This window comes from Ruegeria sp. CDSB013 (genome assembly GCF_059611165.1).
This window is the reverse complement of record NZ_JBXWPA010000001.1, coordinates 211,940-224,464: the sequence shown is the minus strand read 5'-3', so window position 1 is coordinate 224,464 and position 12,525 is coordinate 211,940. Positions and strand designations below refer to the sequence as shown.

The following is a 12,525-nucleotide window of genomic DNA, read 5'->3' as shown; positions in this document are numbered from 1 at the left end:
AGCACCGCAACATGCGTCTTTCCAGCCATCGAATGCGGCGTCAGCTGACGCGGAACCAGCTCATCATGCCCGAGGCGGCGTGTCCCAGCATGTGGCAATGCAGCAGCCAATCGCCTGGGTTATCTGTGACCAGAGCGATTTGACGGGTCTGGCCCCGGTCCACCAGTATAGTGTCGCGCCAAGGCCCCAAACTGCCATCCGGCAGGATGAGCCGGAAGTGGTGACCATGCAGGTGCATGGCATGAGGGAAAACGGTTTCGTTCACAAACTCGATCCGGTGCACCTGACCCAGACGCGCATCCAGAAACGGATCCTTGGGTCGCTCTGCGTATCCGTTCAACGCCCAGAACCGACCCAGTTGAGCCAACTCACGGCCTGTCAGGTCCTGATCGCCAAGCTTGGCCCCTTCCAGCCATCGCATCGCGCCGCCTTGCAGGGACATGCGATGCAGCGGTGCCTGATCATACTGAAATTCAGGCATATTGTTCGCAGGCAATGGTTCAATACCCTGCCTTTGCGATATGGAGGCCTCGGAAACTTGAAAGCGTACCAAGCCATAGCCGCCGTCCCGCTCGATACTGGCGAGACCCGCGACTTCCCCGGACGCGGACGTTACATCCACGACAAGGTCCGCCCGTTGTGCGGGCGCAAGTGGGAAGCTGTCCTCTACAGGCAATGGAACTGCCAGCGGCATCCCATCCAAAGCCACAATCCAACCTGCAAGCCCGTCCAACGCCAAATCAAATATCCGAGCGTTCGATGCGTTGATCAGACGTAATCGCAATCGTTCCCCCGATCCAACAGGGTATGCCGGATCGAAACCGCCATTGACGGACACCAGATTACCCAGCCGCCCCGCATGGCTAAGATCGTGCCCATTGTCAAAATCGTCCACGATATGCGCTGTTTCCGGGTCCAGCCGCCAGTCGTCCAGCATCAGCGTCAGATCCTGATCAACATCCGGCGGGCTGGATTCTTCAACAATCAGAGATCCATAGAGACCTCGGGCAACCTGTTCGGTAGACCGGTTATGCGAGTGATACCAATAGGTTCCTGCATCGGGTGCAACAAAGTCATAGTCGAAGGATTGGCCCGTCTCGACCGCGTCCTGCGTCAACCCCGGCACGCCATCCATGGCGTTGTCGATCCGAATTCCGTGCCAATGCACTGCCGTCGGTTGAGACAGGTTGTTTATTAGCTTGCGACTGACGCGCCCGCCCTGAAGCAACCGGATGTCGACACCGGGAACGCGACCGCCATAGGTCCAAACCGGCGTAGCTGGATATCCGTCAGGCGCAATCTGTTGCACCGCTTCTTGCGCAACCAGATCGGAGCTGGCCGCATGCGCCACCTTTGGCAGCAAGGCAAGCGCGGTCGAAGTTTGCAGAAACCGTCTGCGGGATAACATCATGGCGGACCTCCTGGTCCGCTACATAAGGCAGAAAACGCCCCGCGCCATCAAGGTTCCAGCGCGGGTGCGTCAATCAGTTGCTCGCGGTCCGATAGTTGTGGCGGTAGAAAATGTGAACGCCGATCCGGGCCGTTTCTTTGTAGACACGCGACCATGACGGGCGCACCGCCTTGGTGTGGTAATGGGTCGCCCCTTCGGTCAGCCCGACGCCAACGCCGTCGATTGCCGCACGGGCAACCTTGGACACACGCTCATAGGCTCTTTTCTCGCGAATAACTTCTTTCTGACCATCGCAGGTGTAGGTGAACTGGCATTGGTACTTCTTACCGGTTCCCTGCTTGATCACCCCGCACAGCGAACTTGGAAAGCGGCTACTTTTGACCCGATTCAGGATCACCTCGGCCACGGCAAACTGACCGCGAACGCTTTCGCCGCGCGCTTCGAAGTAAAGCGCCTCAGCCAGACATTTGAAATTCTCGTCACCAGCGGCAGTCGGCAGTTGATCCAGCCAATCCTTGGAATAGGACACCTGTTGCAGCACAGGTTCTTTACGTGGCTTAAACAGGCCTAAGTAATCACGAAACTTTTGCCCAGGCAATTCGCTCCGGGTTACTAGTTCGCGTTTGGCAGATTCGGTGGCTTCCCTCTCGGCGACGGAAACACTCGGCAGCACGGTTGCCGCCAATGTGGCAACAGCCAATATGTATCGTAGCATCAGATAACCTCGCACAGGCACAATTAGCGCCGTACCCTCCCCCGGCGGGCGCGATGAGGCTCATACCGAATTCAAACGGCGACGTCCAGTTCTGACGGAAAAGCAAGTGGAAAATCGCCGTTTCGTCAACAATATTTGACGACGGCGCTTTCTGTTACCTACTAATTCTAGAGTGCCGCCCTTCTGTCAACCCCCAAGTCTGGACGAAATCGCCAGTTGAGCGGCAGCCAGCCGAGCGACGGGCACCCGGAAGGGCGAACAGGACACATAGTCAAAGCCCAATTCCCGGCAAATGGCGATTGATTCGGGGTTCCCGCCATGTTCGCCGCAAACTGACAATGTGACTTCTGGTTGTGCTTGCCTGCCGCGTTCAGCCCCCAGTTTAAGCAATTCGCCAACTCCGTCCGCGTCCAACACATGAAACGGATCTTCGACAAAGACACCCTGCCGGACATAAGCCGACATGAACCGGCCTGCGTCATCGCGGGACAGGCCATAGGTCATCTGCGTCAGGTCGTTGGTTCCGAAACTTAAAAACGCGGTTTGCGGCGCGATCTCGGCTGCCCGCAAACAAGCCCGAGGGGTTTCGACCATCACGCCCAGCCGGTACTCAAATTCCTGCCCGCGTTCAGCGGCGACGGCTGCCGCCACGGAATCGATGCGCGCCTTGACCAGCTCGACTTCGCGCTTGGCAGAGACAAGCGGGATCATCACCTCGGGCACCACCGGTGCCCCGTCTTTGCTGGCTTCAAGCGTCGCCTCGAAAATCGCACGCGCCTGCATGTCGTATATTTCGGGAACCGTCACGCCCAGACGAACTCCGCGCAGGCCCAGCATCGGGTTGTATTCGGTCATGGCGTCGACCCTGCGTTCGACATCTGAGACCGGCAGGTCCAGCGCTTCGGCAAGTTCGCGTTGGCCGGTGCGCGTGGTCGGAAGAAACTCGTGCAACGGTGGATCGAATAGACGGATACAGACAGGCTGGCCTTCCATGATCCGGAATAGCTGCGCGAAATCATCGCGTTGCATCGGCAGCAAGCGTTCCAAGACCGCTTCGCGACCGGATGAGGTCTGCGCAAAGATCATTTCGCGCATCACGATCAGGCGGCCGGGGTCAAAGAACATGTGCTCGGTCCGGCACAACCCGATCCCTTGTGCCATGAAGTTCCGCGCGGTTTGCGCGTCTGCAGGTGTGTCCGCATTGGCGCGGATGGCAATATCCCGCTCTGCGTCCGCCCAGCCCATCAGGGTCTGGAAACAGTCATCCAGCGCAGCCTCCAGCATGGTCGGTTGCCCAGCCAACACCTGACCCGAGCTACCGTCGATGGTCAATGTGTCGCCTGTATTGAATACCCGCCCGTCGGGAGCCATCAGCTGTTTTTTCTTTGTCTGAAACCGCATCTCGGACGCGCCGACGATGCACGGCAGGCCCAAACCCCGGCCAATCACGGCCGCGTGGCTGGTCATGCCGCCCTTTTCCGTCAGGACCGCCACGGCGGCATGCATACCGCGCACATCTTCCGGGGAGGTTTCACGGCGCACCAAAATGCACGGCTCTCCCCGCGCGGCGCTTGCCTGCGCCTCGGCCGAGGTGAACACGATCTTGCCGGTCGCAGCACCCGGACTGGCGGCAATTCCGGTGGTCAGGATGTCCCGTTCCGCATCAGGGTGAACCTGTCGGTGCAACAGCTCGTTCAGGGAATGCGGATCCACCCGCATCACCGCCTCTTGCGGCGGGATGATCCCGTCTTCCGCAAGCCGCACGGCGATGCGCATCGCGGCCCGGGCACTGCGTTGCACCCGTACACCGTCCAAAATGTGAACGTGGCCGTTTTCGATCACGAACTCGACCTGCATTTCCTCGCGCAGCTTGACCCGCATCAGCGCTGCATGCGTCTTGAGGTCCGCAAAAGCCTCGGGCGCGACATCTTCCAAAGACACTCCGCGCGGGTCCTTTTCGAGGTACAGCGCCGCGACGCCTTCCCCTAGCGCATCCCGTCCCTGACTTTGACTCAGATACCGACCGGTGATCTGAGGCAATCCAGTGGTCGGGTCAATCAGTTGCAGCACGCCCGATCCGCATTCCCCCTGCCCAACGCCAGGGATCATCTCCTGGATCACAAGCCCCAAGCCTGCATCCGCTGGTGCACCCTTGGCCTGACGCAACAATCGGGCCGAGGTGCCCTCCCATGCGCGTGCCATCGAACGCAGCACGGCAATCAGCTGCTCACCGCGATCCTGCGGAAAGGCTTCGTCAGTCTCGTCTTCGTAAGCCCGCAGAGATTCCTGCAGCCCCTCACGGCCATCTGCATCGATCTCGTCAAACACATCCGGGTCCAGCCGCGCAACATGAACCGCGTAGCTTTGGACAAAGCGCAGATACAGCGCAGCCGCGGCCTCGACCCCCATCGAATCCGACAGGTCAACATAGCGCGCGTCATTCATGCCGATGTTCAGGATGGCACCCGGGCCGCCCCAATCGGGATCTTCTGAACTGGGCCGGACACACAGCAGCGCGGTCTGTTCAAACTGCTCAAGAACAGCGGCCAAATCCGGCACCTGCCCATCCGATATCTGATGCACCGCATCAAACGACAACGCGACCGTTCGTGGAACCGGCAGTTCCAGACGAACCAGACGTTGCAGACATTTCGCCCGCCCGCCATGCGTGTTGGCAGCAACGGGCGCTTCGGACGTGATAAGCGTAGTATGCGGATTATTCTGCACTGCGGCACCTTTTGATTTCACCGCAGCATAAGCCCCTGCACCAATGGCGCAAGGGCGTTCTGGATCAGCCTTCGATGCGGCTCAGATCAGCAACACTGGAGCAGACCTGACGGATCTGGCTTAGCAGGTTCAGGCGGTTACGGCGCAGGATGTCATTGTCGGTATTGACCTGAACATCCTCAAAAAACGCATCCACCGGGCCGCGCAGGTCGGCCATGGCCGACATCGCACTTGGGAAATCCTCGGCTTTCAGCGCCGGGTCGATCTTGGCCTGTGCAGCTTCTAACGCGCCGAACAGAGCCTTTTCACTGTCAGTCTCCGCAAATTTGATATCAGCGCCATAGGAATACTCGACCCCGTCCTTTTCCTCGGCCTGGGTCAGAATATTGTTGGCGCGCTTGAACCCCTGCACGAGGTTTTCGCCATCCTCGGTCGCGATCACGGCATTCAGCGCGCGGGCGCGCTTGACCAGCAGGTTGAGGTCATCATTGCCGTCCATCGCGATGCAGGCGTCGATGATGTCGTGGCGAATGCCCTCGTCGCGGAGGAAGGTTTTGAGTCGGTCGTGGAAGAAGGAGAGGAGATCGTCGGACGCGTCCGGGACTTTCTTCTCCAACCCCAGAAATTCAGCGGTCGGCTTGTCGCCGAGATTGTCTTTGACCGCTTTGAAGGCTGCACCGAAGACGCCGTGATCCGCGATTTCTTCCAGCAGGTCCTCGACATCTGATTTCGGCAACGCGTCATTGATGGCACCCTCTGCCCGAACCAACTGGCTATCAAAGAACCGATCCAATCTTAGACGCAAATCGTTTTCGAGTATCAATCGCGTCACGCCCAACGCCGCGCGGCGTAGGGCAAACGGGTCTTTCGATCCCGTGGGCTTTTCCTCAATCGCCCAGAACCCGGTCAGCGTGTCCAACTTGTCGGCCAGCGCCACAGTTACTGACAACGGCGCGGTGGGCACATCATCCGACGGCCCCAACGGCGAGTAATGTTCCTGCGCCACGGAGGCCACGGCGGCGTCCTCACCGGCGGATTCGACGTAATATCGACCCATAAGCCCCTGAAGTTCCGGGAATTCATAGACCATCTCGGAGCTTAAATCGGCCTTGGCCAGACGCGCGGCTTTCGCGGCCTGATCTGCATCCGCTCCGACCACCGGGGCCAGTTCACGGGCCAGTGCGGCGATACGGTCGATCCGCTCGGCCTGTGTGCCCAGCTTGTTGTGGAAGGTAACGTTCTCCAGCGCGCGGGTCCATTGGGCGATATCCGATTTGGCCACGCGCAGGTCGTTCTCCCAGAAGAACTTGGCATCCGCCAGACGCGCCGACAGAACCTTTTGGTTGCCTGCCAGAATGGTCGCGCCATTATCGGTGGTTTCGCGGTTTGCAACAGTAATGAACTGTTCGATCCGGCCGGTTTTGGGATTGCGGACCGAGAAGAATTTCTGATGCTCCTTCATCGAAGTCTGCAGCACCTCGGGCGGCAGTTCCAGGAACTCGTCGTCGATCTTCCCCATCAGGACGACCGGCCACTCGACCAGGCCGGCAACCTCGGCCAGGAGGCCCGCGTCATCGACCACTTCCAGACCCGCCGCAAAGGCAAGGTTCTGGGCGTCGTTCCAAATATGCTCAGCGCGTTCTGCAGGCGACAGCACAACGAACGCGCGTTTCAGCTTGGCGGCGTAATCCTCAAAGGAAGACACGGCGAACCGACCCGGCGCCATGAAACGATGACCCTCCGTGGTATCGCCGGACGTGATGCCTTCGATTTCCATCGGCACGACCTGCGCGCCGGTCTCATCAGTCAGGATGCACAGGATCGAGTGCAACGGACGCACCCAGCGCAGACCGCCACTGCCCCAGCGCATGGATTTGGGCCAGGGGAAGTTGCGGATCGTCGCCTCAAGCACCTCGGCCACGATCTCAGCCGCCGGACGGCCGGGCTTTTCGATAGTGGCGAAATAAACCGCGCCTTTGGGAGTTTCACGCTCTTCCAACTGATCGCGTGTCAGACCTGCGCCCCGCAGGAAACCTTCTATGGCTTTGTCCGGCGCGCCAACTTTCGGACCCTTGCGTTCTTCGCGGATCATCGGGCTTTCCGAAAGCAACCCTTCGACCGCCAGTGTCAGACGGCGCGGCGTCGTCAGAGAGGCAGCAGAGGCATATGTCAAACCGGCCTCGACCAAACCATCGGTGATCCGCTTTTTCAGGTCATCGCCGGCACGGGTCTGCATGCGCGCGGGGATTTCCTCGGAAAACAATTCGATCAGCAGGTCGGGCATTTTCTGTCCTTAGAAATTGACGATCGTCTGAATGACGATGGCATTAGCGATATCCACAAAGAATGCGGATACAAGGGGCAGCACGATAAAGGCAATAGGCGAAGGACCATATCGCTTGGTAACGGCGGTCATATTTGCGATTGCGGTCGGAGTCGCGCCCAGGGCGAAGCCCCCGAAACCTGCGGCCAGCACGGCAGCGCGATAGTTTGAGCCCATGACGGGAAATAGAACCCAGATCACGAAGGCGATGGCAAACAGTGTCTGGGCGGACATGATGACCACGATTGCCAGACCCAGTTCCGCGATGGTCCACAACTGCAGGCTCATCAACGACATCGCCAAAAACGCACCCAGCGAGAATTCCGAGATCAGCGCCAGTGAGGGTGTACGTTCAATCGGTGGACGGTTGGGGAAAAACGTTGCACGCAGATTTGCGATAACGATGCCCATGATCAGACAAGGCACAAACAGGGGCAGCTTCAGACCAGCGGCGCTGATCACCTCTCCCAAGAAATACCCCGCGATAATCGCCAGATTGAGAAACAACAAGACCCGCATGATTGTGACATGGTCGATCTTTACCGCCGTTTCGTCGGGATCCATCGGCAGGCCAACGGTGTGGTCCTCATCCGGGCGCGCGGGGCTAAGGTTGCGACCCTCAACCAAAAGCCTTGCGATCGGTCCGCCAATCAATGCGGCCAGAACAAGCCCAAGTGTTGCAACGGCAACGCCTAGCTCAGTTGCGCCGTCCAGGCCGGTGGCCTCGGCAACCTCGGGGGCCCAGGCAATCGCAGTTCCGTGCCCGCCGATCAGAGATGCCGAGCCGAACAGAACCCCAGCCTGCGCCGGATACCCGAACATAGACGCCCCAATTGCCCCGATCCCGTTTTGCGCGACAATCGTCGCCAAAGTCAGGATCAAAAGTAAAAACAGAGGCTTGCCGCCTGATATAAGGTCAGAGAGCCGCGCGTTTAACCCGATGCCCGCAAAGAACACCACTAACAGAAAATCCCGTGTGGCAAGGTCAAAGGACAGCTCAAGATCGAAGGCCAGATACAATATCAGCACGACCAGTGAGGCCAGCAGGCCACCCGTGACAGGTTCGGGAATGTTAAACTGGCGTAGTGCGGCGACGCGCGCATTGATCTCGACCCCCAAAAGATACACCGCAAAGCCCAACGTAGCGGTCAGGAAATCAGGTATCTGCAGGGTCTCGGCGGTCATCATATCCTCAATTCTGTGGCCGGTCCGGGCATTCTTCGCCAATCACGGTGCCGTCATAGGCCTTTTCGCCGCAATTGTTCAGCGCGTGCCAGACATAGCCTTTGCCGCCATTTGTAACGGCAACAATTCGGTCAACGCCAAAGTGGATGTTTTTGGCGCCCAGAAAGGCTTTGGCCTCACCTGATTTCAGTGCATCCGCCACCGCCACGGCGTCAAAGCAATCGAACCATCCGGGCGCGGTCAGCGGCTCTGCATTCTCGACCGCGACATGGGTTTCCTCAATCTGCGCAAGCGTCAGATCCGTTTCGAAACAGGCACGGTAGCGGATGGGTGAGCTGTCCGCGTCAATCGCCTGAAACGCACTGTAGGATATAGGCGTGGGCGCCTCGGCCCCTTCCGTCATCAACATGACATCCTGCCCGGGCTTGGATTCCACGTCATAATAAAATCCGTATATCTGCAGGTAATACATCCCAAAACCGGCTACTGCCGCCGAGATCAGCACTATGATCGCAAGCACTTTTCCTGTCATTGTCTTTTCCTTTTGCTCACGATGCCTCTTTCACGATCGGTAAAAATAGGACAGGTTCCAATTGATTACAGGCCGGAAAGAGACTTTTGAAATGGACAGCACCCTTGCCGTAGGATTCTTCGGAGCGCTTTTTGCGATCATGAATCCAATCACGAACCTGCCAGTATTCCTTAGCGTCACCGACGGCCTTGCCCCGGCTGAGCAACGCAAAGTGGCTACAAAGACGGCCCTCTACTGCCTGATCCTTGGCGCATCGTTTGCGGCTGTGGGAAGTCAAACGCTCAGCCTGTTCGGCATCAGCGTCGATGACCTGCGTGTCGCGGGTGGTCTGGTCGTTCTGATGATTGGCCTGAACATGCTGAACGGAAAGCCAAGCACGTCGCATCACGGAACCGAGGGGGAACGGCAATCCTACCCCGAACCTGATACGGTTGCCTTTTATCCGCTGGCTTTTCCGATCCTTGTCGGGCCGGGCACAATCACCACGTTGATCCTGTATGCAAGCCACATCCATAAACCGGTAGATGCCATTGTTTACGCTGGCGTTTTCCTGGCCGTCCTGCTGTTGCTGTTCGTGACATTCTGGAACGCCGCAGCCATTGCCAAACGTCTGTCTGACAATGCTCGTGTTATCATGAGCCGGTTCATGGGCATGATCCTGTCGGCCATCGCAATCAGCATGATCGCTGCTGGCCTTAAGGTTTTGCTGCCCGGACTGGCCTGAGCGGCGCATCAGGCCTGGAACCCGGCGGCCTCGGTCAGCAGGAATGCGTCTGCGCATTGCTTCGCCAAGGCCCGCACGCGGCCGATATAGGCCTGACGTTCGGTTACCGAGATCACGCCCCGCGCGTCCAGCAGGTTGAACACGTGACTGGCCTTGATGCATTGATCATAGGCCGGGTGGGCCATGATGATGCGCTTGCCGGTTTTCGGGTCGTCATGCTCTTGTGCCAGAATGGCGGCGCACTCAGCTTCGGCTTCTTCGAAGTGGCGCAACAACACTTCGGTGTTGGCCACGTCAAAGTTCCAGCGGGCGTATTCTTCTTCGGTCTGTTTGAAGATGTCGCCATAGGAAAGCGGGCTTGGTGACTGCGGATCATTGAATGGCATGTCCATCACGTGATCGATACCAAGTACATACATCGCCAGACGCTCCAGACCATAGGTCAGCTCGCCCGAGACCGGTGCGCAATCATGGCCACCGACCTGCTGGAAATACGTGAACTGGCTGACTTCCATGCCGTCGCACCAGACTTCCCAACCCAAACCCCAGGCACCCAGAGTGGGGCTTTCCCAGTCGTCTTCGACAAACCGGATGTCATGCAGGTTCATGTCGATGCCGATGGCTTCGAGGCTGCCGAGATACAGGTCCTGCAAATCCGGCGGGCTGGGTTTGATCAGCACCTGATACTGATAATAGTGCTGCAACCGGTTGGGGTTCTCGCCGTAGCGTCCGTCCGTCGGACGGCGCGAAGGCTGCACATAAGCTGCGGCCCAGGTTTTCGACCCCAACGCGCGCAAGGTGGTCGCCGGGTGGAACGTGCCTGCACCAACCTCCATGTCATAGGGCTGCAGAATAGCGCAGCCTTTCGAGGCCCAATAGGTCTGAAGCCGCAAGATAATCTCTTGAAAAGAACGTGGTGCGCTGGACTGGTCGGTCATGACATTCCCTTTGGACGCCACTGCGCCCGGTTCCGTTGGGTTTTGCCCTTCCTATGCAAGGGGCCGTTGGGCGTCAACGGGCGGCAAAGCCTATGCTGTCACTGCGCAGCCACACTGTAAATTCCCCGTATTCCGGGCATGGCTTTCGGTACGTGAGTTCGCGTAGGGTCCGGCAAAGATAAAACACTGCGGACACGGGCAGACAATGACTCGCATATTCACGGCAATTTTGTTTCTTTTTCTCATCGGCGCGCGCGCTGTTTTTGCACAGCAGGACGCAGGCGTCTGGGTGCAGGTCGAAGCGCAGCCCTCGCTGCGCGAAGCGCAGGAACGTGCGCGGGTCTATGCCAGCACCCTACCGGACGTAAACGGGTTTCGCTTGAACTCTGGTTGGTATGCCATTGTTATCGGGCCTTATTTACGCAACGATGCGGAACAGGTTCTAAGCGTTTACCGCGCCGAGGGGCAAATCCCTGCGGACAGCTACATCGCTTTTTCCAGCGCATTGGGACAGCAATTCTGGCCGGTTGGAGAGAACATTCTGGACCGGGGCGTCGTGACGCCACCAGTTGAATCCCAGCCTGAACAGCCTGCTGTTGGCGTAACCCCGCAGGCCTCGGACGAGACACGCTCACAAGCGTTGCAAAGCGAGCGTCTTCTAAGCACGCAGGAACGCATGAATTTGCAAACCGCCCTGCAGGCCGCGGGTTTTTACAATTCAACGATCGATGGCGCATTTGGCCAAGGCACGCGGCGCTCCATGGGCGACTGGCAACGGTTCAACGGCTTTGAAGCAACCGGCGTTCTGACGACCGCACAGCGCAAGGCGTTGATTGACGATTTTAATGCCCCCCTTCTGAGCGTCGGGATGGAGCGTTACTCCGACCCGCAGGCCGGTATCGATTTGGATCTGCCGCTGGGTGTCATCGCATTCGACCGTTATGAGGCCCCGTTTGTTCACTTCAAAAGCACAACCGATCTGGACGCCAAGGCCCTGTTGATCAGTCAGAAAGGCGACAAAGCCACGCTGCGCGCCCTTTATGAGGTGCTGCAATCGCTGGAAATCGTTCCGCTCGATGGCCCACGGCAGCTGCGTGGCGACAGCTTTACGCTGGAAGGGCGCGGTAATGGGATCGTGACCTATAGCGAAGCACGGCTGGACGATGGCCAGATCAAAGGCTTTGCACTGGTTTGGCCCGAGGGTGACGATGCCCGGCGCGCCAGAGTGCTAGCCGCAATGAAGAGCGGCTTTACCGCAACTGGCACCGTGCTGGACGCCGCAGCGGGTGCCAATGCCGAGCAGCGGATTGATCTGGTGTCCGGACTGCAGGTACGCACACCGCGCCTGTCCCGTTCGGGCTTCTTTGCTGATACCAGCGGCACGGTCCTGACCGTATTTGAGGCAGCGGACAGCTGCACACGCATCACGCTTGATGACGATCAGGAGTTCCAGGTCGCCTTGTCAGATGCAGATCTGGGCGTGGCGGTTCTGCGCCCCAGCCGCAATCTGGTTCCGGTCAACGTGGCAGAATTCAGCGCCGATGCGCCGCGTATTCAATCTGAGATCGCGGTGTCGGGTTTCTCGTATGAGGGCGCCTTGGGCGCACCGACGCTCACCTTTGGTCAGATCGCTGATGTGCGTGGCCTGAACGGAGAAGACGGCGTGAAACGTCTGGCATTGGCGGCCCAACCCGGCGATGCGGGCGGACCGGTTTTTGACGGCAATGGCCAGGTTGTTGGCATGCTGCTGCCAACCCCGACCGAAGGACGCACCCTGCCCGCGTCCGTCAGCCTTGCTGCAACGGCCAACAGCCTGAACGAAGTTCTGGCCAAGGCGGGCGTGTCCGGTCAATCGGGTCAGCCGACGGCGCAAATCTCGCCCAATGAACTCAGCCGCCGGGCGACCGGAATGACCGTATTGGTTCATTGCTGGGATTGATCTCTGCGCCAAATCGCACAAAGCGCCGCTC

At 58.9% G+C, this 12,525-nt stretch carries 9 protein-coding genes; 2 read left to right on the top strand and 7 right to left on the bottom strand.

Annotated features, from left to right (window positions below):
• Positions 1-40: 40 nt before the first annotated feature.
• The 6 genes from AC2FJF_RS01165 to AC2FJF_RS01140 all read right to left on the bottom strand — a co-directional run bounded on the left by AC2FJF_RS01165 (position 41) and on the right by AC2FJF_RS01140 (position 8,893).
• Positions 41-1,411, bottom strand: a complete 1,371-nt coding sequence (locus tag AC2FJF_RS01165) for a multicopper oxidase family protein (protein WP_496722192.1) — start codon at positions 1,409-1,411, stop codon at positions 41-43.
• Positions 1,412-1,484: 73 nt separating this feature from the next.
• Positions 1,485-2,126 carry a cell wall hydrolase gene (locus AC2FJF_RS01160; protein ID WP_058277625.1) on the bottom strand — a complete coding sequence of 214 codons (642 nt, stop codon included), beginning with the start codon at positions 2,124-2,126 and terminating at the stop codon, positions 1,485-1,487.
• Positions 2,127-2,312: 186 nt separating this feature from the next.
• Positions 2,313-4,874: a putative PEP-binding protein gene (locus tag AC2FJF_RS01155; RefSeq protein ID WP_496722189.1), complete on the bottom strand. Its 2,562-nt coding sequence runs from the start codon at positions 4,872-4,874 to the stop codon at positions 2,313-2,315.
• A 43-nt stretch (positions 4,875-4,917) separates the two neighbouring features.
• The gene (glyS, locus tag AC2FJF_RS01150) at positions 4,918-7,137 is read right to left on the bottom strand and encodes a glycine--tRNA ligase subunit beta (protein WP_496722187.1); all 2,220 of its coding nucleotides are present in this window, start codon (positions 7,135-7,137) and stop codon (positions 4,918-4,920) included.
• 9 nt (positions 7,138-7,146) lie between these two features.
• Complete coding sequence (gene gltS, locus AC2FJF_RS01145) at positions 7,147-8,361, bottom strand: sodium/glutamate symporter (protein WP_496722185.1); 1,215 nt, start codon at positions 8,359-8,361, stop codon at positions 7,147-7,149.
• A gap of 7 nt (positions 8,362-8,368) precedes the next feature.
• Entirely contained in the window at positions 8,369-8,893 is a 525-nt protein-coding gene (locus AC2FJF_RS01140) for a DUF6446 family protein (RefSeq protein WP_496722183.1), read from the bottom strand.
• A 91-nt stretch (positions 8,894-8,984) separates the two neighbouring features.
• On the opposite strand from AC2FJF_RS01140, the gene AC2FJF_RS01135 reads away from it, so the two are divergent.
• The gene (locus tag AC2FJF_RS01135) at positions 8,985-9,617 is read left to right on the top strand and encodes a MarC family protein (protein WP_058277621.1); all 633 of its coding nucleotides are present in this window, start codon (positions 8,985-8,987) and stop codon (positions 9,615-9,617) included.
• Between the two features lie 8 nt (positions 9,618-9,625).
• Here AC2FJF_RS01135 and AC2FJF_RS01130 read toward each other — a convergent pair whose 3' ends face one another.
• Positions 9,626-10,555: a glycine--tRNA ligase subunit alpha gene (locus AC2FJF_RS01130; RefSeq protein ID WP_058274256.1), complete on the bottom strand. Its 930-nt coding sequence runs from the start codon at positions 10,553-10,555 to the stop codon at positions 9,626-9,628.
• A 205-nt stretch (positions 10,556-10,760) separates the two neighbouring features.
• On the opposite strand from AC2FJF_RS01130, the gene AC2FJF_RS01125 reads away from it, so the two are divergent.
• Positions 10,761-12,494 carry a serine protease gene (locus tag AC2FJF_RS01125; protein ID WP_496722181.1) on the top strand — a complete coding sequence of 578 codons (1,734 nt, stop codon included), beginning with the start codon at positions 10,761-10,763 and terminating at the stop codon, positions 12,492-12,494.
• Positions 12,495-12,525: the final 31 nt, after the last annotated feature.

Excerpts from the sequence above, each read along its gene's own strand:
- AC2FJF_RS01165 (WP_496722192.1), bottom strand. The coding sequence starts at position 1,411 with ATGATGTTATCCCGCAGACGGTTTCTGCAAACTTCGACCGCGCTTGCC.
- AC2FJF_RS01160 (WP_058277625.1), bottom strand. The coding sequence starts at position 2,126 with ATGCTACGATACATATTGGCTGTTGCCACATTGGCGGCAACCGTGCTG.
- glyS (WP_496722187.1), bottom strand. The coding sequence starts at position 7,137 with ATGCCCGACCTGCTGATCGAATTGTTTTCCGAGGAAATCCCCGCGCGC.
- gltS (WP_496722185.1), bottom strand. The coding sequence starts at position 8,361 with ATGACCGCCGAGACCCTGCAGATACCTGATTTCCTGACCGCTACGTTG.
- AC2FJF_RS01140 (WP_496722183.1), bottom strand. The coding sequence starts at position 8,893 with ATGACAGGAAAAGTGCTTGCGATCATAGTGCTGATCTCGGCGGCAGTA.
- AC2FJF_RS01135 (WP_058277621.1), top strand. The coding sequence starts at position 8,985 with ATGGACAGCACCCTTGCCGTAGGATTCTTCGGAGCGCTTTTTGCGATC.
- AC2FJF_RS01130 (WP_058274256.1), bottom strand. The coding sequence starts at position 10,555 with ATGACCGACCAGTCCAGCGCACCACGTTCTTTTCAAGAGATTATCTTG.
- AC2FJF_RS01125 (WP_496722181.1), top strand. The coding sequence starts at position 10,761 with ATGACTCGCATATTCACGGCAATTTTGTTTCTTTTTCTCATCGGCGCG.